Annotated in this window: 15 protein-coding genes; 6 read left to right on the forward strand and 9 right to left on the reverse strand. The window is 44.9% G+C overall.

What is annotated here, in order from left to right; all coding sequences use genetic code 11:
- Positions 1 to 173: 173 nt before the first annotated feature.
- Complete coding sequence (gene ygjJ, locus MSG36_RS05340; RefSeq protein WP_048605573.1) at positions 174 to 1,238, forward strand: protein YgjJ; 1,065 nt, start codon at positions 174 to 176, stop codon at positions 1,236 to 1,238.
- Positions 1,239 to 1,253: 15 nt separating this feature from the next.
- Complete coding sequence (gene ygjK, locus MSG36_RS05345) at positions 1,254 to 3,647, forward strand: alpha-glucosidase (protein ID WP_248366606.1); 2,394 nt, start codon at positions 1,254 to 1,256, stop codon at positions 3,645 to 3,647.
- 173 nt (positions 3,648 to 3,820) lie between these two features.
- Here the strand turns inward: ygjK and MSG36_RS05350 are convergent, their stop codons facing one another.
- The 4 genes from MSG36_RS05350 to MSG36_RS05365 form a co-directional block, all read right to left on the reverse strand.
- Positions 3,821 to 6,937: a beta-galactosidase gene (locus MSG36_RS05350; protein WP_248366608.1), complete on the reverse strand. Its 3,117-nt coding sequence runs from the start codon at positions 6,935 to 6,937 to the stop codon at positions 3,821 to 3,823.
- A 162-nt stretch (positions 6,938 to 7,099) separates the two neighbouring features.
- On the reverse strand, positions 7,100 to 8,326 hold the full coding sequence (locus MSG36_RS05355) for an extracellular solute-binding protein (RefSeq protein ID WP_050649667.1): 1,227 nt from the start codon (positions 8,324 to 8,326) through the stop codon (positions 7,100 to 7,102).
- Between the two features lie 177 nt (positions 8,327 to 8,503).
- Complete coding sequence (locus MSG36_RS05360) at positions 8,504 to 9,355, reverse strand: carbohydrate ABC transporter permease (protein WP_050644910.1); 852 nt, start codon at positions 9,353 to 9,355, stop codon at positions 8,504 to 8,506.
- Positions 9,355 to 10,275, reverse strand: a complete 921-nt coding sequence (locus tag MSG36_RS05365) for a sugar ABC transporter permease (RefSeq protein WP_050619981.1) — start codon at positions 10,273 to 10,275, stop codon at positions 9,355 to 9,357. Before MSG36_RS05365 ends, MSG36_RS05360 begins: the two co-directional genes overlap by 1 nt.
- A 296-nt stretch (positions 10,276 to 10,571) precedes the next feature.
- On the opposite strand from MSG36_RS05365, the gene ugpC reads away from it, so the two are divergent.
- Positions 10,572 to 11,654, forward strand: coding sequence for a sn-glycerol-3-phosphate ABC transporter ATP-binding protein UgpC (gene ugpC / locus MSG36_RS05370; protein WP_193841559.1), 1,083 nt, complete (start codon positions 10,572 to 10,574; stop codon positions 11,652 to 11,654).
- A 278-nt stretch (positions 11,655 to 11,932) separates the two neighbouring features.
- Complete coding sequence (locus MSG36_RS05375) at positions 11,933 to 13,273, forward strand: MATE family efflux transporter (protein WP_248366611.1); 1,341 nt, start codon at positions 11,933 to 11,935, stop codon at positions 13,271 to 13,273.
- A gap of 93 nt (positions 13,274 to 13,366) precedes the next feature.
- Here the strand turns inward: MSG36_RS05375 and MSG36_RS05380 are convergent, their stop codons facing one another.
- Positions 13,367 to 15,061: a solute:sodium symporter family transporter gene (locus MSG36_RS05380; RefSeq protein WP_248366614.1), complete on the reverse strand. Its 1,695-nt coding sequence runs from the start codon at positions 15,059 to 15,061 to the stop codon at positions 13,367 to 13,369.
- A gap of 102 nt (positions 15,062 to 15,163) precedes the next feature.
- A complete protein-coding gene (locus MSG36_RS05385) occupies positions 15,164 to 17,266 on the reverse strand; it encodes an alpha-galactosidase (RefSeq protein WP_248366617.1) in 2,103 nt (700 codons plus the stop codon).
- A gap of 249 nt (positions 17,267 to 17,515) precedes the next feature.
- On the opposite strand from MSG36_RS05385, the gene MSG36_RS05390 reads away from it, so the two are divergent.
- Positions 17,516 to 18,589: a LacI family DNA-binding transcriptional regulator gene (locus tag MSG36_RS05390; protein ID WP_050649690.1), complete on the forward strand. Its 1,074-nt coding sequence runs from the start codon at positions 17,516 to 17,518 to the stop codon at positions 18,587 to 18,589.
- Positions 18,590 to 18,824: 235 nt separating this feature from the next.
- Here MSG36_RS05390 and MSG36_RS05395 read toward each other — a convergent pair whose 3' ends face one another.
- Positions 18,825 to 19,751 (reverse strand): LysR family transcriptional regulator, encoded by a 927-nt coding sequence (locus MSG36_RS05395; protein WP_248366620.1) that lies wholly within the window; start codon positions 19,749 to 19,751, stop codon positions 18,825 to 18,827.
- A 101-nt stretch (positions 19,752 to 19,852) separates the two neighbouring features.
- Between MSG36_RS05395 and chrA the strand changes: the two genes are divergently transcribed.
- Positions 19,853 to 21,001: a chromate efflux transporter gene (gene chrA, locus MSG36_RS05400; RefSeq protein WP_248366622.1), complete on the forward strand. Its 1,149-nt coding sequence runs from the start codon at positions 19,853 to 19,855 to the stop codon at positions 20,999 to 21,001.
- 150 nt (positions 21,002 to 21,151) lie between these two features.
- On the opposite strand, the gene MSG36_RS05405 is transcribed toward chrA, so the two are convergent.
- Positions 21,152 to 22,072, reverse strand: a complete 921-nt coding sequence (locus MSG36_RS05405; RefSeq protein ID WP_050644905.1) for a glycosyltransferase family 2 protein — start codon at positions 22,070 to 22,072, stop codon at positions 21,152 to 21,154.
- Complete coding sequence (locus MSG36_RS05410) at positions 22,065 to 23,846, reverse strand: hypothetical protein (protein ID WP_248366625.1); 1,782 nt, start codon at positions 23,844 to 23,846, stop codon at positions 22,065 to 22,067. Before MSG36_RS05410 ends, MSG36_RS05405 begins: the two co-directional genes overlap by 8 nt.
- Between the last annotated feature and the right edge of the window lie 4 nt (positions 23,847 to 23,850).

Raw genomic sequence — 23,850 nt, forward strand, 5'->3', positions numbered from 1 at the left:
CTAAAAATAGATCACACTTTTAGACTGAGTTAATTTTAAACACCAAAATTATCATTAATATCGGTTTTGCGATCGTAAGTAACCTGACCAATACGCCTTGAAGAGCACCCCATATTAGAAGTCAGAACTGCTTACGAACCTTCATTGATAACCCCGACACAGAAGTGATTAAAATGAAAAGTAGTTTTACTAAAACCACTCTTATTACAAGCTGTATTCTTGCTGCCCTAAGTACCACTGCCCACGCGGAAGAGTCCGCAGCAAACCACAGTGATACTCAGCCCCCTAAAACAGAAACTGAAACCCTATTTAACTTTTATGGTGAGCTTGGCCTTGGTGGTCACGTGGCACTAGAAGGTGATGACAAAGGCCGTTATGCAGACGGCACTTACATTGAAGCTGGCTTAGCTATCGAGCATGGCAATTGGTTCGGTCTTGCTTACATGGAAGGCTGGACAGTGCAAGCCGACGACGAAGGCAACGCTTGGGCAACTGGCCATGGCTGGGGCGGCTTTGAAGGTGGTTTTAACCGCTTTTACGCTGGCTACCGCACCGACAATAAAACAGAATTCATGATTGGTCGTATGGACTCTTCACTGGATGACGTTCAATGGTGGGGTGACCCTACGGTTGAATACGGTTACGCGATCTCGAACACACGTGACGTGCACCTTGGTGTGAAGATCCAAAACCTAGAAGGCAAGCTTCGCTACAGCGTTTCATTCGCGCCAGAGTCTGACTTCTCTGAAGACGATGCTCTCATTCACTTCGGTAAATACGACAACTTCGCAGACCAATGGAAAGATAAGAACGCCATGGTCAACGGTTACCTCCAATACGATCTGACCGACGACTTAACCCTAATGGGTGGTGGTGAAGTACGTAACAACGATGGCGGTGAACTATTGCTATTGGGTGCTGAATATAAAAACTTTGCGACTCGTATTTGGCACGACACAGACAAAGGCAACCAAGAATCATTTGGTAGCGAATCCGGTATTCAAACCAGTGCTTGGTACGAAGCGGCACAGGGTGTTTACCTTTCAGCAGCCTACAACTACGCAAACTTTGATGGTGACAACGGCGACAAAGAAATCACCTCTTACATCAACGCGGGCGTTTGGTACGAATACGGAAACGGCACATTTGCGACTGCTTTCGATAGCCGCTTTGGCGTAGGCAGCGACACTGAAATCGGCGACGCGCAAGTGTTCGCAATGCAATACTTCTACTGGTAATAACAGGAATTGATCATGAAACTGAATAAATCATTCGCAGCTCTCGCTATCGGTGCAGCCCTTTTCGTTACTGGTTGTGCATCAAATTCTATCTCTGGCTCAGGTTCTGAGACAGAACAACTGCAAGCCAACCAATTTAAGAACGTTATCGACCGTACTGGCTCACCAGAATACATGCGTGACTACGACTTCGATGACCACCAACGCTTTAACCCATTCTTCGACCTAGGCGCATGGCACGGTCACCTACTGCCAGACAGTGCAGAAGGCATGGGCGGATTCCCAGGTACAGCACTGCTTACCGAAGAATACATCAACTTCATGGCTGATAACTTCGACCGCCTAAGCGTGTTCAGAGATGGCAAAAAAGTGGCTTTCACTATGGAAGCTTACAGTCTACCGGGCGCATTGGTTCAGGCACTAAAATCTGACGATGTGACCGTAGAAATGACGATGCGTTTTGCTTCAAACCGTACCTCTCTACTAGAAACTAAAATCACCACAGACTCCCCTGTCGAATTAGTGTGGGATGGTGAACTACTAGAAAAAACCCACGCCAAAGAAGGCGTTTCGCAAACCGACAAAACAATCGCTGAAACTTACCCTGAGTACGACCGTCAAATCGTCGCAACCGACGATGGCCTAAAAGTAACCTTTGGTAAGGTGCGCTCAACATGGGATCTACTGACTTCTGGTGAGTCTGAGTACCAAGTTCACAAATCGATTCCAACACAAACCACAGTGGATGGTTTAGCGTTTACTTCAACGGCAAACATCGAAGCATCGACCACAATCTACACGACTTATTCGCATGTTCTAACGGCAGAAGAAGCGAAAGCTGAACAGCCAGAAATCAAAAAGATCATGGCAAACCCTACCGATTTCTTAGCTGCATCAGCAGAACGTTGGGAAGGCTACCTAGAGATGGGCTTAACCAACCCGAACGCAACACCAGAACAAGAGCGTGTTGCGGTAAAAGCGATGGAAACACTAAACGGTAACTGGCGTGGCGCAGCAGGTGCGATGGAGTTTGACTCTGTGACACCATCAGTAACGGCGCGTTGGTTCTCGGGCAACCAAACTTGGCCTTGGGACACATGGAAACAAGCCTACGCGATGGCTCACTTCAACCCAGATGTAGCGAAAGATAACATCCGCGCGATGTTCGCTTACCAAATCCAAGCCGACGATGCCGTTCGCCCTTGGGATGAAGGCTACGTGCCAGACTTACTCGCTTACAATCTAAGCCCAGAGCGTGGCGGCGACGGCGGTAACTGGAATGAGCGTAATACCAAACCAAGCCTAGCAGCATGGGCAGTAATGGAAGTCTACAAGACCACCAGCGATGAAGCTTGGCTAGAAGAGATGTATCCAAAGCTAGTGGCATACCACGACTGGTGGCTACGTAATCGCGACAACAACGGCAACGGTGTTCCTGAATACGGCGCAGCACGCGACAAAGCACACAACACACCTGAAGGCGAAATGTACTTCACCGTGGTTCGTGGCGATAAGCACGAAACAGTCGTAGGCCAAGCAGCACTGGATAAAGTGGTTGCAGAAGGTAACTACGATTACATCGAAAGCCCAGCGCAAACAGCCGCATCTTGGGAGTCAGGTCGTGACGATGCAGCCGCATTTGGCTTCATTGATAAAGACCAGCTAGACGCATACGTTGCAAACGGTGGTAAGCGCAGCGACTGGGATGTTGAGTTCGCTCAAAACCGCGCTGAAGACGGCACACTACTCGGCTACTCTCTGCTGCAAGAATCTGTCGACCAAGCAAGCTACATGTACAGCGATAACAAGTACCTAGCAGAAATGGCTGATATTCTAGGTAAAGACGCAGAAGCGAAAGAGTTCCGTGAAAAAGCAGAGCACCTATCGAACTACATCAACACTTGTATGTTCGACGAAGGCACTAACTTCTTCTACGACATTCGCATTGAAGACAAACCACTAGCCAATGGCTGTGCAGGCAAACCGATTGTTGAACGTGGTAAAGGCCCTGAGGGTTGGTCACCACTGTTCAACGGTGCAGCAACGCAAGGTCACGCTGATGCGGTTGTCTCTGTGATGAAAGATACGGAAGAGTTCAACACCTACGTTCCACTAGGCACAGCAGCGCTTTCTAGCCCAGCATTCGGCCCAGACATTTACTGGCGTGGACGCGTTTGGGTAGACCAATTCTACTTCGGCCTAAAAGGCATGGACAGCTACGGCTACCGTGATGACGCAATTGAAATGGCAGGCGCGTTCTTTGAGCACGCCGATGGATTAGTTCAAGACGGTCCTATCCGTGAGAACTACAACCCATTGAACGGTGAACAACAAGGCGCACCAAACTTCTCTTGGAGTGCGGCTCACCTGTACATGCTTTACAACGATTTCTTTACTGACGCAGAGTAAATCGAACCTATACCTGTCTTCTGGAATTCAATGAAAAGATAACCTCATAAATTTCAGACTTTGGCACTCAGTATCTCGCTGAGTGCCTTTTTTGCACCTGAAGCAAAATAAGCGAACAACAAGCACTTAGACCATTTGGTCTACCATGATCCTTTTACTTAATTCGCTGCACGTTAGCCTATATCACCACAATGGAAGCGCACCTGATAATGGTAATGCTCTTTCAATAATTTGAATTCATCATGGACACTTGGCGTCCACGAGTCATCACCGCCAACCCCCATATGGAAGCCATCGACATAAACAAACAGCTGCTCCTGTTCGGTTAAGTCACAAGTATGTTTTGCCTTCTGTAGCTGCTGTAACCCAAAACGACTGACTGAGAAATGGAAGTCTCCTTGCAATTCGAATGCGCCCACTTTTGCCTCACGAACATCACAACGCAAGCCGCAATCAGATGGGAAAATATAAGGGGTATGCATTTGTTCAATACGTTGCTGATATAGCCCCAGATGTGCGGACATCTTTCGATCTGGGTAGTTTTCGTGTGGCCCACGACCAAACCATTCCACCCCATCAGGCACATGCTTCAAAGCAAACTCAAAACCGACTCGAGGCAGAGACGGCAAACCTTTCGCCGCTTGCACATCCACATCTAATTTGACCTCACCATCGGCAAATAATTGATACCGCCACGTCGACAATAAACGAACTTGATCTTCCACTGTATGGGCAATTCTTGCAGTCACCGACACCCTATTTTTCTGAGTGATGGATGAAAATTCGATGCACTCTGGAGTGAGCCTATCTAGCCTCATCGCCTGCCAGCGTGCGATCCATGAATTGGGGTCTACACGGTTTGCTTCACTGACACCGATATCGTTGTCTAATGGTGCACGATAAAAGTTATCTCGAAGGCCACTAGCAAGTTGTTCCACCCCTTTAATTTTCCAGCTCTCTAATGTCCCAGACAATCTGTCGAACTCTACTTGATAAGCATCACCAATCACCGTCAGCAGCGTGTCGGTTTCAGTCACTTTCGGTGGGTATTGTGAGAGGTTAGCATCCAACATCAATTGCGGTTGAGTCGGTAAGCTAAGCTGTTCAATCGCCGTCATATGGCCTTTATCCGCCCATGCAGTATTGGTGTTTAATACCACTTCGAGATTAAGGTAATTAAGCGCGTTGGCCGTATGAGGAATAGTCACACCATTGAGCTCTATCTGAACACTCTCGCCCGCACCAACCATCAATTCGATACAACCATCGCTCGTCACCACACCATTCTGGGTAACCGTCCAGTTCAACGTTTCAATGCTGCTGGCCACAAATAAGTATTCGCTGTGCACCTCTATCACCAGAGGCGAAGTCGAAACCAGTCTAAACTGATAAAACTGCTGTGCTTTTTTCACTTCATGTAGCGTTGGATGCACCGTCCTGTTTGGGAATACCAAGCCATTAATGCAGAACTGGCGATCATTAATCTCGTCGCCGAAATCACCACCATAGCCCCAGAACTGTTTGCCGCTCGAATCGGTTTTGGTGATCCCTTGATCGACCCAATCCCAGATAAAACCGCCCTGTAATCTTGGGTTGTCTCTAAACGCCTGCCAGTATTTATCAAAGCTACCCAGACTGTTCCCCATTGCATGGGCGTACTCACAGAGAATCAGAGGACGTTGCTCGTTTGGTAGAGCTATCGCTTTACGAATGCCCACGCGAGGTGTCACCTGTGGTTGACTCTCAACCACAGGTAAATCCCAATCAACCCGCGCATACATAGGACATAAAATATCGGTCGCTGCTGTATCTGCCCCGCCACCTTCATACTGAACGGGACGTGTTGGATCAGTTTGTTTCACCCATTGATACATCGCATGGTGATTGCGACCAATACCCGATTCATTACCCAGCGACCAAATGATCACGCTGACGTGGTTTTTATCGCGCTCCACCAGCCTTGTCATTCGTCTCATGTACGCATTCAACCATGACGCATCATCGGATAAACGGCACATCGGAAATTGACCATGAGTTTCCACATTCGCTTCATCAACCAGATACAGACCATACTCATCACATAGTTCATACCACAATGGATGATTCGGATAATGAGCGGTTCTAACGGCATTGAAGTTATTTTGTTTGAGCAGTTTGATGTCTTGAATCATCCCCTCTCGAGTCATGGTGTGACCCAATTCAGGATGATGTTCATGACGATTGACGCCACGAATCAGCAACGGTTTTCCGTTAACTTTTAGCAAACTATCGGTAATTTCAACACTTCGAAAGCCGACATCGTAAGCCTCACAATCGATTAGCTCATCATGTTCATCGAGCAATGACACCACACAGCGATATAAATAGGGTGACTCGGCACTCCACTTGTTCGGGTTCATCACTGAAATGCTGTGTTCTGCGACTTCAGACCACGGCCCTTTTTCATCGACATAACGCTCACCAAAACCCACGATTTGAGGTTCGAAAACCAACTGTCCTTGAGCATCATAAAGTTCAGCTTTCAGCTTAAAGCAGCTTTCTACATCATTGCTGTGCTTGGTTATTTGCGTGGAAATATTTAAAACCGCATCGCGATAGCAAGCATCTAGCTGAGTCTCAATACCAACATCCTCGATTGCGACCTTGGGCTTTCTCAATAAAGTCACATCACGGAATATGCCGCTGAGCCACCACATGTCTTGGTCTTCGAGATAAGAACCATCAGACCAACGCAGCACCATCACTACCAGCACGTTCTCGCCCACTTGCAAGTATTCAGACACGTCAAATTCAGCCGGTAATCGACTGTCTTGCGAATAGCCAACCCACTTGCCGTTGCACCACAAATGAAATGCAGAATTCACGCCGTCGAAGGTCAGCCTATGGGTATCTAATAGCTCCGGTTCCGTACAGTTAAAATGCGTTCGGTAGAGCCCTGTTGGATTATCGCTAGGGACGAAGGGAGGGTTATCAGCGAAAGGATATTTCACATTGGTATAGATCGGTTTATCAAAGCCTTGCATCTGCCAGTTGCTTGGCACTGAAATCGACTTCCATGAAGAATCATCAAAATGTTCCGATACTACCTCTTCGCAAACCAACTCTGGTGAATCGAACAGCTGAAACTTCCAAGTCCCATTGAGAGACATAACACTCGACGAGCTCTTCGTCATAGCCTCAACCAACGAGGTGTAACTATTTAAAGGGGCATGAGCCTCAACAACGTTATGATGGGTGATGTGTTGATTTTCCCACTCACGGGCTGAGATGATTTGAGAGAAAGTTCTCATGACGTGTTCCTTACCAAAAGCCGTTTAACATGAACCATTGCAAGTGATGCTCGGCGCCTCATTGCGTTCAAACATTACGAACGCCAACTAAGCAGCTCTTGCAATAACCCCTTAAGAGAAGAAAGAAAAGCCGCAGCCAGAACACCTGCGGCTATTGAAATATTACTTAAAGGTACGCTTGCTCACTTTATCGAGTTTTTTCAAGATTTTATCGATTCGTTCAGGGTGAACCATAAACTCTTGGAAGCCTTTCATGCCTTCTTTTGCCATCGCAGGGTCGGTGTCTCGGTCATAGAATTGAGCCGTACCATCACTGGATGCCAACATCGCGACGCCTTTGTCTAAGAACGGGTCAGACTTCGCTTTAGCTTTGTTGTTGGTTGGAATCTGTAACAGCATCTCATTGATCAGCTGCTGGTTTTCAGCGCGAGCAACAAACTCTAGGAACTTACGAGCATCTTCTTTGTTTTTCGCTTTTGAAGGTATGTGCAGCGTATCCATTGGTGCATCTTCAGACATAGGAATACTTGGGTCGATCACCGGGAACTGGAAGAAATCCATCTTGCCATCTAACTCAGCAGGGAAGTTAGGCGTGATGAAGTTACCCATTAGGTACATCGCCGCTTTACCGTTGTACAAGAAAGGTTGAGCTTCTTGCCATGAATAAGACGCGTGGTTTTCTAGGAAATAACCAGGTTCAACTAACTCTGCCCAATTAGCGAAGGTTTTCTTCACTCGCTCATCAGAGTAAGGCACCTTGCCTTCCATTAACTGAATATGAAAATCCAAGCCGTTAGTACGCATGTTGATGTAATCAAACCAACCAGCGGCGGTCCAAAGATACTTGGTACCAATCGCAAACGGCGCTACACCATTTTCTTTAAGTGTTGCAGATGCAGATTTCAAGTCATCCCACGTTTTCGGCTCCGCAATTCCATATTGCTCAAAGATGTCTTTGCGGTAGTAGATACCCCATTGATAATACGTGTACGGCACACCAAACTGCTTACCTTGTACTGTCATCGCAGGCGCGGCAGCCGCAAAGTCTTGCTTCATGTTGTTGTCTGCCCAAATATCACTGACATCCTCAAACAGGCCACGGTCAACAAAGGCTTTCATTCGGTTGCCCGCATACCAAAAAACCACATCCGGCGGCGAAGTGACCAACCAATTACGAATCGTTGTTTTATACGACTCGTGATCGTATAAGTTGTACTTCACCGTAATATCTGGGTTTTCTTTTTCAAAGCGGTTAATGATCTCACCCCACGCCTCTTTTGGCGCAGGATCAGAAGCATCTGAGTTGATAACGAGTGTCCCTGCAAACGATGTTGCAGACATGGAGGCAGCGAGCACTGCACTGGCAGCGATATGTTTCACGTATTTCATATTGAGGTCCTTGTTATGGAGCTAAGCTCTCTAAGTCCAATTCCTATTGTTTTATCTCGTAGGGTTGTTCGTGTTTTAGTTTCTCTTCAATGATTCATCCATTTGGGATGTCGGTAGCAATAACGATTTAAAGCCGTCGCTCTTGCTAGATTCGTGTATCGATTCTTATCTCGTGATTTACCCTTTGGTCGCACCTAATGTTAGGCCTGCGATAAAGTGCTTTTGCATGGTAAAGAACAGCACTACCGGTGGGATAGCCGCGACCACGGCACCCGCCGACATAAACTGCCAAGACGCCAGCCATTGGCCTTGAAGTGAGCTCAAACCCGCTGTTACTGGGCGAACGTCATCACTCTGAACCAGTACTAGAGCCCAGAAGAAATCGTTCCAAATAAAGGTAAACACCAATACGGCTAACGCCGCTAAAGCAGGGCGAACCAGAGGGAGTACGACATGCCAGAATATTTTCCATTCACTCACCCCTTCAACACGCGCCGCTTCGATCAAGGCATCAGGGATCCCAACAATAAAGTTGCGCATGAACAAGGTACAAAAACCGGCTTGGAAAGCGATATGGAAAAAAATCAATGCCCAGTGAGTGTCGTATAAACCGAGTCCAATCGTTAAATCTCGCACTGGAATCATCAGAATTTGGAAGGGAACAAAGTTACCCGCGATGAACATCGCAAAAATCCACACATTGGCTTTGAAGTTGTATTTAGCCAAGGCATAACCAGCCAGCGTAGATAACGCCACGGCACCAGCAACCGCTGGCAATGTGATGATTAAACTATTGATGAGATACTGCCCCATCGACGTTGAGGTAAATACTTGAGTGTAGTTTTCAATGAACTGAATCTCGCTTGGCCAGCCCCAGTAGTTACCTTTGTTGATGTCTTCCATCGAACGAATCGAGGTCATCATTACGGCGATAAGTGGTAATAACCACATCACAATGGAAATAGGCAGTGCAACTCGGTAGCTAATGTTGGTAAAGCGACCGGCTTTTTGAATTGGTTGCGGAAACATTATTTTTCACTCCTTAACATGCGCCACAAGAAGTAAGCGATATAGATATCCATAATCAGAAATAGCACCACAGAAACCGCTGCACCATAACCCATTCGATAGTTAAAAATAGACTCTTCATACATCTGGTACGCAAGTACTGTCGAGCTACCCCAAGGGCCGCCTGCCGTCATGGTCGCCACTAAATCAAATGAACGCAGAGCACCAATCACGGTGACAACCACGGCGATAAAGGTTGCGGGTCTTAACTGTGGAAGCACCACATACCACAACATGCGCCACTTCTTTGCACCATCAAGTCGAGCTGCTTCTAATTGTTCAGGGTCGAGGTTATTCAGCCCCGTTAAATATAAGATCATGCAATAAGAGATCTGAGGCCATAAGCCAGCAGCGATGATTCCGTAGGTCACATAGTCTTCGTCAGCAAGTATCGAAATTGGCTCGAAGCCAAGCGACCCAAGTGCAATATTGAAAAGGCCAAAAGAGGGGTCATAGAACCAAGCAAATACGAGGCCTACCACCACTTGAGAAATAACGAACGGGAAGAAAAACAGAGATTTTACGACACGAATGCCTTTCACTTGTTGATTGAGGAAAAGGGCAATCGCCAAGCCACAGGGTGGCGCAAGCATAAAGAAGATCAACCAAAGGAAGTTATTCGTTAACGAAGTATAAAAAGCATCTGAGTCAAAAAGCTCACGGTAGTTCTCAAGCCCCACCCACTCTTTTTCACCTAATCCATCCCACTCAAAAAAACTCAGCCAAATACTGTCCAAGATGGGATAGATAACATAGAGAGAGAAGATAGCGATGGCTGGTGCCAAGAACAGCCAAGGCGAGACCTTGGAACTGATGCGCCTTTTCTTCTTCGCTGATGGGGTGCGATTTTCTGGGTATATCGTTTTCACAGATTGCTCCATTTCCCAAAATTCCTTGTATTAAAAGCTTGGTTTACTTCTTGGTTAACTTCCATCTGAATTTATAAATCCCAATCAGTAGCTCAGCATTTATAATGATTACGTTCAAATATTAGGCTTATTGATAACATTACGCACAGTTATGTTTTATTTATGTAAACGTTTTCACAAAAATCAGTATAGATCGCAGGATTTATATGACAATGATCAATAAATCATGCGAGGCACCTAACAAATTTCTGATGAAAGCGTATGTTTTAAAGGCAAAGAGATGTAGTCCAACGAAGCAAGGAGAGAGCATGGCTGATATCAGCTTAAAAAAGGTCATCAAACGATATGGTGATATACAGACCATCCATGGTGTTGATCTAGAAATAAATAATGGCGAATTCGTCGTATTCGTTGGACCATCAGGTTGCGGAAAATCAACCCTCTTACGCTTAGTTGCTGGCTTAGAAGAAATCACTGAAGGCGAGATTCATATTGGAGACGATCTTGTTAACGATGTCGATCCTGCTGAGCGCGGTGTAGCAATGGTATTTCAATCCTACGCACTCTACCCACACATGACCGTGGAAGAAAACATGGGCTTTGGCCTCAAAATGAATGGCGTAGCGAAGGAAGTCGTTGAAAAGCAAGTCACCGGTGCGGCAAAGACGCTCCAACTAGAACCTTTATTGAAACGTAAACCGAAAGAACTGTCAGGTGGGCAGCGTCAACGTGTAGCGATCGGCCGAGCAATAGTTCGCAACCCTCGCGTATTCTTATTCGATGAACCGCTCTCGAACCTCGATGCTGAACTTCGCGTCGATATGCGCTTACAAATCGCCAAATTGCACCAAGATCTGCAAAATACCATGATTTATGTTACGCACGATCAAGTCGAAGCCATGACGCTTGCAGACAAGATCGTGGTATTAAGAGATGGTCGTGTTGAACAAGTCGGCTCTCCACTCGATCTATACCACTCTCCTCAAAATGAATTTGTGGCTGGCTTTATTGGCTCACCGAAAATGAATTTCTTACCGTGTGTTGTTAACAGCACCTCAGAAACACACGCCCAACTCGCCGTTAACGGTGTCAGCCAAATTACCCTCCCCTTACCAAGTGATGGATTAAAAGAGGGACAAAGCATCACGCTGGGCATTCGACCTGAACATTTAGAGATTAACAGTGGCTCCGATATCACCATTGAATTTCAAAGTGAGGTGGTCGAGCGACTAGGGAACAGCACTTATATGTTTGGCCAGTCTTGTGGCGTGGATAGCTTTAAGGTACACCTACCAGGAGACCAAGAGGTGACTCGATACCAATCGCTTGAACTGAATTTCTCCTCAAAAGATTGCCACCTATTCGATGATCAAGGGCAACGAATTAACTAGACTTTAAAACGGTAGAGCTAGCTCGATGTCGCTAGCTTTGCCACTTTTCAAACTCACTTTCCGTTCGTTTCAAGCAATCACTTGCTCCCATTTTGTTCCTCTTAATGGCTTATGAAATCCCACTCAAAAATTTCATCACTCTCACTGAAATATTGGGTTCTGAAGACTTATTCGAATTTTATTTATCCTTATTAGCCTTCCGGACATTAATTTGATAGTCGTTTACTAAATAATCGCTAAACTATAGTGTCGCCTACCCCTTTTTTGAGAAAACCTAAATGCCTAATGCTGATTCCACCCTAAATAAACGTATGGGAATCGTTGCGCTCACCTGGCCAATTTTTATCGAAGTTCTTTTAAGAACCGCACTCAACACCAGTGATGTATTCATGTTATCGGGATACTCGGACAAAGCCGTGTCTGCCGTTGGTGTTATTTCTCAGATATCCTTTTTCCTGATCATTGTCTCGACCATGGTCAGCAGTGGTACGGGTATTTTAATCGCGCAATACAATGGTGCCTCTCGCACTCAAGAGAGCGCTCACGTGGGTGTAGCAAGTATCATTCTGGCCATTATTGCCGGTGTGTTACTGAGTGTGATTGCTGTTCTTGTTGCTGAATATTTTATCCCGCTTTATCAACTCGAACCTCAAGTCGAACAGTATGCGCAAGAATACCTGTTCATCAGTGGTGCTCTCACCTTCAATGTAACCATAGGTGTGGTTCTCACCACTATTTTGCGCAGTCATGGCTATTCAAAGTCACCGATGGTGATCAACATGATTGCAGGCGTTATCAACGTATTCGGTAACTACTGTGCCTTATATCAACCTTTTGGTTTGCCTGTATACGGCGTGCAAGGAGTTGCGACCGCGACCGTCATTAGCCAAGTGATAGGGATGTTGATCTTGATTGGTGTGGTCAGAAGCAAAGGTATTGATCTACCAGTGAAGCAGTTTAAATCTGTGCCGAAAGCCATCTATCAAAAAATCATGAAGATCGGCTCGATGAACGCCGGAGAAGTGCTCTCTTATAACATGGCTCAGATCAGCATTACCTTCTTTGTCGTGCAGATGGGCACCTCTTCACTGGCTGCGTTTACTTACGCACAAAACATCGCTCGCCTCTCTTTTGCGTTTGCACTGGCGATTGGTCAAGGCAGCCAAATCCAAACAGGCTATTACATTGGTAAGGGTTGGATCGACGAGATCACCAAGCGCGTGCAACGCTACTTTGTGGTTGGCTTTATCGCCTCAACCGCGATTACCTGCATGGTTTATGTGTTCCGTTTTGAAATTCTCGATCTGTTCACTCAAGATCCAGAGATCATTGCGCTAACTGCTGCACTGATTGCAGGTTCCATCATTCTTGAAGCTGGCCGAGTATTTAACCTGATCTTTATCTCTTGTCTAAAGGCCGCTGGCGACATTAAATTCCCGATCAAAATGGGTATTCTCAGCATGTGGGGCATTGGGGTTGCCATGAGCTATTTGCTTGGCGTTCACTGGGGTTATGGCGTATTGGGTGCATGGATGGCAATCGCGATGGACGAGTGGTTCCGCGGAATCATCATGGCCTATCGCTGGCGAGCTAAGAAATGGACTCGATTCTCTTTTTAGACTTTTTAGCCTTCCATTTATCTTCACAAGATCGAAAAACGCCGCTCCTATTTCCAAAGAACGGCGTTTTTGTTTTTAATTGCCCGAACTCATCTACGCGGTCGCAAGTGCTTTCTTACGCTTTGCTAATCGGCCAAAAATACCGACTAACATCACGATGCCACACACACCGTAAACCTGCATGATGGTTGGATCATCAGAGACAAAGCCCACATCAGAGAACATCACGTAAGCACCTAATACCATGTAGAGAATGATAGCCGAAGCCTCGAAACGGAACGCCCAAGGTGTCACATCAATATTCTCATTGACTGGCATCACGTACTCAGATTCACGCGGCATAAAGTAACCAATGATGAACATCAACGCAGTACACACCACGAACAGAATCGCCAATTGATGTAGGAAGTGAATCGGAGTTTTGAACACCAACTGCATTGCAGCGTAAGAACTTACAAACACCACCAACGCCACTTTCGCCGCTACAGCGGGTACACGTTTAGAGATATAGCCGACAAACACGATAGTGAAGATTGGCACACTGAAGAAACCTGCCACCATTTGTAGGTATTGGAACAGACCTTCTGGCGCGTACATGATGAATGGTGCGATACATACCGAGATAATCGCAATCACGACACCAAAAATACGTCCTTTACCCACTAGCTCTTCGTCCGTTTTACCTTGCCCGAATAATGGCTTATACACGTTCAATGCAAACAGAGTCGTTGAACTGTTCAACACACCATTAAAGGTACTCAAAATCGCACCAAACATCACCGCAACGAAGAAACCCACCAGCGGCTTAGGCAAAACTTCATTCACTAAACGGGTGTACATGGTGTCTGGATTACCCGCATCAGCGCCAAACATATGGAACGCGATGATGCCTGGAATGATCAAGAACAGCGGAGAGATAACCTTAATCGCACCAGCAAGGATGACCCCTTTCTGACCTTCTTTCAGGTTCTTAGCACCTAATGCGCGTTGAATGATGGATTGGTCAGTACCCCAGTAGTACAAGTTCACCAGAAGCAGGCCAGTAAACAATGTTGAGAACGGCAGTGGATCGCTTTCTGTACCCACAGATTGAAGCTTCTCTGGCGCCGCATAAAGCAGAATATCCAAGCCAGCTCCGAAACTCCCCTCGCCCAACACCATTAAACCAAACACAGGGATCATCATGCCGCCGACAATCAAGCCTACACCATTAATGGTATCTGCAATTACAACCGCCTTTAAGCCACCATAAATCGCGTAAAAGAAGCCAAGTAGACCAATCGTCGCCGAAATAAGTGTAATTGAACTAAACTCTGAAATATTTAGCAGGGCCTGAACATCGAAGATTTCACCCAAAACAACGGCGCCCGCGTAAAGTGTGGTAGGCAAAATGTTGATCACGTATTGGCACAAGAAAAGTAACGTCACAAACTTCTTCACCGACATGTCGTAGCGGCTCTCTAAGAAATCAGGAATGGTGGTGATGCCTTGCTTCAAATAACGAGGAACCAACATCAAAGCGATAATCACCAAGGTGACACCAGAAGCCACTTCCCAACCCATTACACTCATGTTGTGGGTGTAAGACTGCGCACTCATGCCCACGAAACTGGTTGCGCTCAAGTTCGTTAAGATAAGTGAGCTTGCAATTAAGCCACCGGTTAAGCTTCTTCCGCCAAGAAAAAAACCATCTTGTGAGGTGTTTTTGTCATTTTTCACTTTGTTGTAGGTAAACGCGACTACAAACCCAGTAAATAACAAAAATGACAGCAGAACGGTAATAGACATTTTGTTTTCCTTAAGTTGAGTTATTGCGGCAGCAATACCTCGCTGCCGATTATAATTTTTATATTTAGATTTTTATTTGTAGGGGTACTCAGAGTCAGAGGTTCACATCTTTTTTAGATGCACAATCAAGGCAGACTCCGGGTCGAGAATAGGTAAGGTCAATCCAATCTCTTTGAGGTTATCGCCGCTTAAAGTCAGTGTTTTATCTAACCATTGAGGGCGTTGCTTCATGAGTTGGAAACTGGTTTGTGGCATCTCCACCAACGTCACTTGATACAGCGCACTGTCTTCCACGCAGCTAATACGAAGTGGTGATGGCAGAGCGTATTCAGGCATCGCCAACTGACACACGGTGATCAGCATTTCATCATCATTCTGCACCCCATAGATGTTCTGGTTTTTGTCCGCAGGATCCATACGGAAGCTACGGCCAGAGTGCAAAATATGACGGAACTGCTTGTGCAGAGAGATGTAGTGAGAGAAAGCTTGTTTCTCTTGTGGCGACTCTTTAACCGGGTCAAGTTCAACACCCATATGCCCCATCAAAGCGGTGACACCACGCATATTGATGCTGTGGCGACGATTGGTTGAGTGACACTCAGCAGGGCCAATGTGCGCACCCATCACTTCTGGAGGGAAGAAGTAACTCATGCCTTTTTGAATGGCTTGGCGTTCCAATGCATCGTTACAATCGGATGCCCAGAATCGATGTGTTCTCTTTAGGATTTCAAAATCAATGCGACCACCGCCTGATGAGCAAGATTCAATCTCGACCTTAGGGTGTGCTTGATTCAGTTGATCAACGAGACGATACAAGGCTTGAGTTTGACCATGCACCGCCGCCTTACCTTGGTGGCCCGGCTGAACTAATTCACGGTTCATATCCCACTTTAAGTAGCCGATATTGTACGTAGTCAGAAGCGCATCAAGGCGAGAGAACAGGTAGTCAAAGCACGCTTCATTCTGCAAGTCTAAAACATACTGCCAACGACCAGAGGGTTGATGATAACCTTGTAAACCTAGGACCCAATCAGGGTTGTTACGGTATAGGTTTGAGTCTTGGCTGACCATCTCAGGTTCAACCCACAACCCGAACTCCATCCCTTGTTGGTTAACGTGTTCAATCACAGGTTCTAAGCCATTGGGGTATTTCACTTCATCGAGATACCAATCGCCTAAGGCCGTTCGTTCACCATCACGACCAATAAACCAACCATCATCAATAATGAATCGTTCAACGCCCATCGCACCGGCTTCGGTTGCCATCTGCATGATGTATTCCGGTTTATGGTCGAAGTAGATACCCTCCCAAGTATTCAAGTGCACTGGGCGAGGTTTATCGGTAGGGAATTGAATAATGTTGTCACGAACAAACTGCTGAAAACGCTGAGCAATACCGTTCAAACCAGAATTGCTGTAACAGCCGTAGAGCCAAGGTGTCTGATAAGTCGCCTCTGGCTCTAGAATCGATTCACCCGCTAGCAATAACTCTCCCGCTTGAACAAAGCGGCGGCCGTCACTGCGGACATCAGCACGCATTTGGTGGTTACCACTCCAACCTAAATGGAAGCCCCACACCAAACCGTTCTGCTCTGAAAAACCTTGCGTTCCTGCAAACATGCCGGGGAAGTTTTCATGTGAAGTACGACCGCGACGGTTCTCTTGCATGAAACCACCATGCTCAAAACGCTGACGTTGCGTTTGGAACTCATGACACCAACGACCATGGAACGTCATCAATTCATTGGCGTGGTTTGGCAGCGGCAACGTTGATGACAGCTTATTTAAATAGTATTTACTGCCCCCTTTGTTGGTTACTGTGATGCGCTTTTGAACCACATTAGACTCGTAATCCAGTTTAATTTCGACCGTCAATTCAAGCTTAGACACGGTGTCTTCTAGAACAAAAGTGGCTTGCTGATCCTGAGCTTCTACGCGGACGGTATTAAAAACGGGAGCCCAATCAAAACCATCACGATGCCCTTCTATTCCCGGCGCATTAAAATGACCGCTACCCAATTCAGGACAAAGAGAAAGCGGTACATCGACATCAAGGCGTGCTTGAGAGATCGGTCTCTCGGTTGATAACAAAAGATCTTCATCAATACTGGCGATCTTAGCGCCCCAGTGAAGAACCTCTGGAGTACGGCCCGATTTGATGATCAAACTGTGGTTTTTACTTGTTAGATGAATAAATTCGCTCATAGCCAATCCCTATTGTTTTCGTAAACACAAACTAAGATCAATAGTGAACCTGAAGACTGAAATTAGTACCAAGATGGCTAAATAACGTGATCTAAAAACACTTATTCGTTGCTAAAATTTGCACAAGATCGAATGTTTTCGGAAACATATTTAATGTTTCAAATGACATTTTTTTGAAAGGGAGCAGAGTTTCATTTCGCTAAATTGGATAAGCTCATCGAACGACGGGAATATTCGATGGACGGTGTGATGAGTGTAACTTTTAAAGATGTAGCGAAGCTGGCTGGCGTATCGACTCAAACAGTATCAAGGGTGACGAACGGCTCGCAAGATGTCGCAGAATCCACTCGAAACAAAGTGAATGCTGCGATAAAAAAGCTTGGATATGTGCCAAATAAAGGTGCTCAAATGCTCAGCCGCTCCAAGTCCACCAGCATAGGGTTAGTGACTCTCGACATGGCCTTACACGGCGCCGCAATGATCGCCAATGGTGTGCGAATGCAGGCTCACGATATGGGGTATGGCACCGCTTTTTCTGTGGTATCAGAACCAAATCTCACCAACACCCGCGAAGCCATTCGTGAACTGATCGCCCAACAGGTCGACAGCATCATTCTCAATGTGCCTTTAAAGAGTGCAGACGCCGAATTGCTGGTAGAACAATATCAACACTTAAACCTCATCTTCATTGATGTCCCTTCCAACAGCCAAGTTAACTATATATGCGGCGATCATGCCGAGGGCGCAAAGCTGGCGGCTCAACATCTTATTGAAAATGGTCGCAGTGAATACTTGTTGATCAGCGGGCCTAATGAGTCCAGTGCCTCACAAATCCGTCTTCAAAGTTGGTTGGGTGTGCTAGCAGACGCAAACTGTCAGATACAATTTCAACATCAAGGAAACTGGCAAGCAGAAAGTGGCTACCTTGGCATTCGAGACGCCGTCGCGAAACAAATCCGGTTTGATGCTGTGTTGGTCGCCAGTGATCAAATGGCATTAGGGGTTTTACGCGCTCTGCAAGAATTGCAGATTTCAGTCCCTGACAAGGTTGCGGTCGTCGGCTTTGATGGCATAGAAGACAGCGCATTCTTCAATCCGCCACTTACAACCATCAAACAAGATTTCACTAGAATAGGACAGCAAGCGGTGAGACTTGCAGAGAAGCTCAACGCCAACTCGCAAGATGCCTTGTTACAACATCATATCGAAACCACACTGCTTGCGAGAGAAAGTAGCCAGTCTAAGGTGACTGCCAGTTATGAAAAACAAGAGATCGAAAAACTGCTGAAGAAGATTCAGAGCCTATTACCAGAATCCAACTGAAAGAAAAAAGCGCTAGGGGGAGCTAGCGCTTTTAAGACCAACTAAGTCCGTTTAGCCTGGTAGATTTTTAAGCTATATCATGAAGATATAACCAATTTTTTTACTTAGGTAAATCAAAAAGCCTATTCTTTACGACTGCTTTGAGTCGTAAATTAAGTATAGTCGGGTTCTTATAATAAACCGGATTTTTCTAAAATTAATTCATATAAATTTGACGATTAACCGACACAATAAACTATTCGGAAATCACAGATGAGATCGCATTAGTAATCAGCTTTCTAAGTAGTTTATTTTTATCATCTAAATGCTTTGCCTTTCTATAAACAAGCTGGATATCAAAATCTGGAACATCAATTGGTGGCTTCACAGCTAGTAAGGTTTCTTCACTATCCATATCCTTGCGCGCGACTAGCTTGGGGACAATACACAATAGTTCTCTGCCACGAATGAGTCGTTTAACAGTTAAAAAGTTACTGGAAGATATCGCGACTTTCCGGCTTAAACCGAGTTCACCTAAACGAGTGTCCACTCCCGTCTTTAAAGCCCCTGCCGGGGAAACAAGCGCGTGCTCGACAGCAACAAATTGTTCTAGCGACATCGGCTCCTCAATAGATAGAACCGATTGATCAAGTAAACAAACATGTTGCTCCGTATACAAATGCTTTGTTCGATATTGCTTTGGTACCTCACCAAAGCTGCCTATCGTCATATCAAGCTTGGCATCGTCAAAGAGTTGCTGGTAGTTACTACGGTTTACATTGAACAACGCTACTTGGGAATAAGGAGAGGATTGCTTAATCAGGTCAAACAATATTGGAGCGAACATCTGCTCGGCATAATCAGTGAGACCAATCTTCCAAGTCCCTTTATAAGTCTCTGCATCAAACGATTTAGATAACAGAACTTCAGACTGGATGGTATTCAGTAGCGCGTCCACGGTACTTGATAGTTCAATGGCTCGGTCGGTCGCCTCCATCTTGCTACCTACACGCTCAAACAAAGGGTCATCAAACAACTTTCGTAGCCTTTGTAAGCTATGGCTCATCGCAGATTGGCTGACATAACAACGCTCAGCAGCCTTACTCACGCTATTCGTTTTATACAAAGCCTGCAGTGCAATCAACAAGTTAAGGTCGATCCCTTTCCAATTAAAATCAGCCATGCCAATCAACCTATTTCATTCATAGTTATAATTAAAACAATTAATTTGAATCATAGTCTAACTCCACCTAAATTACGCTAAACATTTATCTGGAATCGATCATGCTTTCAATTTTTAAAACCTTTTTCTGGCTTGGCTGGATTAGCTTTGGTGGACCAGCAGCACACATTGGCTACTTCCGTAAAACCTTTGTTGAGAAACTGAATTGGTTGTCCGACGAAGAGTACGGGCAGATTGTCGCTCTTAGCCAATTTCTGCCGGGCCCAGGCTCAAGTCAGGTTGGCTTTGCGGTTGGCTATAAGAAAGGTGGATTAACAGGTGCTATTGCTGCATTTGTCGGCTTCACTTCCCCATCTGTGATTCTGATGCTGATATTGGCGTTGGTGAGCAATCAGCTATTGGAAGCACCACTTTTCAATTCAATCATTCACGGGCTTAAGTTATTAGCAGTAGTGGTTGTCGCTGATGCAACCTTTGGTATGTACAAAAACTTTTGCCAATCGAAGATAGCGACCGCTTTATGTGTGATTACCGCGATTGTCCTGCTACTGATTCCAGGCATCTGGCCTCAAGTTTTAGTGCTTCTATTTGCAGCGATGGTTGGTAGTAAGTTCTTGACGTCTCAAGAGCTAAAAACGACACCTTCAACACAAAAAATATCGGTAACACCTCTCGTGATTTTTGTTGCTTTGCTGGTTGGTCTGCCTCTATTCAGTGCTTACTCTCAAGGTATTGAAGTGTTTGGCCTGTTCTACCAAGCTGGTAGCTTAGTATTCGGTGGCGGCCACGTGGTACTTCCGTTGCTACAAAATGGTATTGGTGACCAACTGTCTCAAGATGCCTTCCTAACAGGTTATGCAGCAGCACAGGCAGTACCAGGGCCTATGTTTACACTTGCGACTTACCTAGGTTATGTATTGATGCCATCGGCACCGACAACAGGCGCACTACTCGCAACGATTGCTGTGTTCTTACCGGGCTTCTTATTGCTACTGGGTGTACTGAAGAACTGGCAAGCGATTGCAAGCAAACCTTTGGTGGCAGGCGCTCTTACTGGTGTGAATGCGGCGGTTGTCGGTTTATTACTTGCGGCCCTGTATCAACCGATCTTCACAAGCGCAGTAAGCAGCGGCATAGACTTCGCTCTGATCATTGTTGGTGTGTGGTTATTGAAAACCGTGAAGTTACCTATTGTAGGGCTTGTCGGATTATTCATGGTCTTTGGCGCAATGACAGGTTTAGCAGTCTAAAAGATTTATAGTAAGAAGTGAGCAAGTCGCTTGCTTCTTACTTTCGTCTTACATAATTTAATCTACCTAGCACCCGCTATATAATTGGTAATGCCATCTCAAAGCTCATGCTCTCGAGGATTGAGCTCTTAGCCAAATATCTCGGCTAAGTCATTCATCGTCCTTAAATCTTAAAATAGAGAGTATTCTCATCTCTCGCCTACCTCGTGATACGTTATCGAGTATCAAACCGCAGAAAAAAGACATCACCGCGATCAAAGCTATTGAGCTAGACAAAACAGCTGTAGGTAGCCTCTCAACCAATCCTGTATCAACAAAATCAACAATGACGGGGATACCCAAGATCAATGAAATAAAACCTAGCAATATCGAGAGAGAGCCAAAGAAAAACATCGGCTTTACATCTCTCAATAAGAACAAGATAAAATTTAGAATCTTGAGACCATCGCTCAAGGTGTTCAGTTTGCTGGTAGTCCCTTCAGGTCTAGATTGGTATTGAGTCGAGACTTCTTTGATTGACATATTATGGTGTAACGCATGCACGGTAAGTTCTGTTTCTATCTGGAAACCATCGCTGAAGATAGGTGCGGTTTTGACAAATCTATGGCTCATAATTCGATAGCCAGAAAACACATCATTCAATTGCGCATTGAATGCTAAGTTAATCAGAGATGAAAACATCTTGTTCCCAAGGATATGTCCCTTGGGATAAGCCATTGAAGTTCGCTCGCGACTGCCAATGATCATATCGAGCTTTTCATTATTTAGTTGGTCGATCAGCTCGGGGCATATTGAGGCGTCATAAGTATCATCACCATCAGCCATCACATAGATATCGGCGTCGATATCAGAAAACATCCGCCTCACAACCTCCCCTTTACCTTGGCGCGGCTCATGTCGCACAATCGCCCCAGCTTGTAACGCCTCGTTGACCGTGTTGTCGGTTGAATTGTTGTCGTAAACATAAATTGATGCATCAGGTAAGGCTTGTTGAAAAGACGTTACGGTTTCACCAATGGCTCCGGCTTCGTTATAACATGGGAGTAATATTGCTACTTTCTGTTTATTCATGCTCACTCCTTACTTTAAAAACTCGATAACCATCCTCAATCCCATCATATGTAACGTCTAACCAAGCCGGAATATTATCCCCATGAAGTCTTCTAACTAAAGAGTCCTCGCTTCCAGAATCCTTTAGGAGAGTTAAATGAGGGTCATTACCGATCAATATATAATCAACCTTTTTATCGACTATTTTGTTTCTTGCTAGAAGCATGTCCTCTTCTAACATCACTTCGATTAAAAATTGGTTACCCACAATATTTCGATGATAAGGCGCGGCGATTATACTGTTGTTCGTTTGAGCTAATACAGGTGCCCCCGTTTCTATTCCTGAAAGAATTGTATGAGAGTTAATACCGTTATCTTTTAACACCTTAAAAATGACTGGTAGCTTGTCGCTCTCATCAGGTTTGGTAGTCACTTCCTCTGCTGGAGACAAAACGAGAATGACAAACGCTAACGTCAATGGGGCACCTGAGAGAATAACCAGCGCTTTCAGTAGTGGATATCTAACATATTCAGATATTTTAATAATAAAGTACGCTTGAAAAGGTGCCGCTAAAACAAAGCACAATCGTATTACTCTAACCTGCCAAAAAATCGCAAGGGCTAAGTTAAAAATAAATATGAGGTATAAGATTGCACAGTGGTGATTTTTAATCCTAAAAACTGGGTATAAAATAGCGGGGACCAATAATAAGGCATAGTTCTCGACAGAGAAGAAACCTTTAATGGCTATATAATCAACTACAGATTTGGCCTCGGTGACCTGATCTAGCCAGTACAGCTTAAGTACCGGAGGGTAATCAATAAGCAAAGCACTTGTCAGTGATGGATAAAGAATAACAACCGGAAGTAAACAAAACAAACCAAGAAAAACAAACAAAAAAAATCTTTGAGTTGAGTTTTTTATATTATTAGTCAATCGGTTGTAAGCATTGACAAAAACCCAACCACTAAAAAATAGAATAATGATAATAAATGAGATTTCATCATATTTAAAAACAAAAAACTCATCATAAGGTCTATTTAATAAAACTGCACAGGTTCCAAAAATCATACAAGTTACATATAGCTTAGAGATATAACTAAACCACTCGTCACGAATGAAGCAGTAATACACTGTATAAATAATTAAGAAAATCATAAACAACAAAACATTATCCATCCCAGTCCATAGAGATAGAGACAGAAAAATGGCCTGAGCATACACTCGCCATGATTGCCTTAGGTTGTCGATAGAAGTCGGTGTTACCGATAAGAAGAGCGTTGCTAAAATAAGTTGAATATTATGATGATCAATAGAACCGGGTAAGAAATGAATAATTGAAGGCGAGGAAATTGCAAACATCATGCTTATGAAACGATACTTCCCTCCAAAGTAATGTTCACATAAATAGAAACATGACAATGCATACAGCAATAAATAAAACAATGGAACAATTGAAATTGAGATAGTATAAGCAAGGCTATCATCAACCATAAATAACAATGGGAAGGCAACGAAAGAGAGCATTAAGTCAGGAAATCGAGACCAATGAATAATCAGGCCATCCTCGGCATTGAAATTACTCATCGGCTCAAGATACCAATGGCCACTTTTCATCCATTCTTGAAACTGAACAAAACGCATGTAATCATCGTTATCATTCAGGTTCAGTATTGAAACACTCTCCCATTTATAAATAAAAATCACAGTGGCACAAATTAGCCAAACTACAGAAATAACAATGGTATCTTTGTTAAAATTCTCATTTTTAGGCAATATGAATATCCTTTTCATTGAG

Source organism: Vibrio sp. 1CM8B (assembly GCF_023161685.1).
Classification (GTDB): Bacteria; Pseudomonadota; Gammaproteobacteria; order Enterobacterales; family Vibrionaceae; genus Vibrio; species Vibrio coralliirubri.

Excerpts from the sequence above, each read along its gene's own strand:
- ygjJ (WP_048605573.1), top strand. The coding sequence starts at position 174 with ATGAAAAGTAGTTTTACTAAAACCACTCTTATTACAAGCTGTATTCTT.
- ygjK (WP_248366606.1), top strand. The coding sequence starts at position 1,254 with ATGAAACTGAATAAATCATTCGCAGCTCTCGCTATCGGTGCAGCCCTT.
- MSG36_RS05350 (WP_248366608.1), bottom strand. The coding sequence starts at position 6,937 with ATGAGAACTTTCTCTCAAATCATCTCAGCCCGTGAGTGGGAAAATCAA.
- MSG36_RS05355 (WP_050649667.1), bottom strand. The coding sequence starts at position 8,326 with ATGAAATACGTGAAACATATCGCTGCCAGTGCAGTGCTCGCTGCCTCC.
- MSG36_RS05360 (WP_050644910.1), bottom strand. The coding sequence starts at position 9,355 with ATGTTTCCGCAACCAATTCAAAAAGCCGGTCGCTTTACCAACATTAGC.
- MSG36_RS05365 (WP_050619981.1), bottom strand. The coding sequence starts at position 10,275 with ATGGAGCAATCTGTGAAAACGATATACCCAGAAAATCGCACCCCATCA.
- ugpC (WP_193841559.1), top strand. The coding sequence starts at position 10,572 with ATGGCTGATATCAGCTTAAAAAAGGTCATCAAACGATATGGTGATATA.
- MSG36_RS05375 (WP_248366611.1), top strand. The coding sequence starts at position 11,933 with ATGCCTAATGCTGATTCCACCCTAAATAAACGTATGGGAATCGTTGCG.
- MSG36_RS05380 (WP_248366614.1), bottom strand. The coding sequence starts at position 15,061 with ATGTCTATTACCGTTCTGCTGTCATTTTTGTTATTTACTGGGTTTGTA.
- MSG36_RS05385 (WP_248366617.1), bottom strand. The coding sequence starts at position 17,266 with ATGAGCGAATTTATTCATCTAACAAGTAAAAACCACAGTTTGATCATC.
- MSG36_RS05390 (WP_050649690.1), top strand. The coding sequence starts at position 17,516 with ATGAGTGTAACTTTTAAAGATGTAGCGAAGCTGGCTGGCGTATCGACT.
- MSG36_RS05395 (WP_248366620.1), bottom strand. The coding sequence starts at position 19,751 with ATGGCTGATTTTAATTGGAAAGGGATCGACCTTAACTTGTTGATTGCA.
- chrA (WP_248366622.1), top strand. The coding sequence starts at position 19,853 with ATGCTTTCAATTTTTAAAACCTTTTTCTGGCTTGGCTGGATTAGCTTT.
- MSG36_RS05405 (WP_050644905.1), bottom strand. The coding sequence starts at position 22,072 with ATGAATAAACAGAAAGTAGCAATATTACTCCCATGTTATAACGAAGCC.
- MSG36_RS05410 (WP_248366625.1), bottom strand. The coding sequence starts at position 23,846 with ATGAAAAGGATATTCATATTGCCTAAAAATGAGAATTTTAACAAAGAT.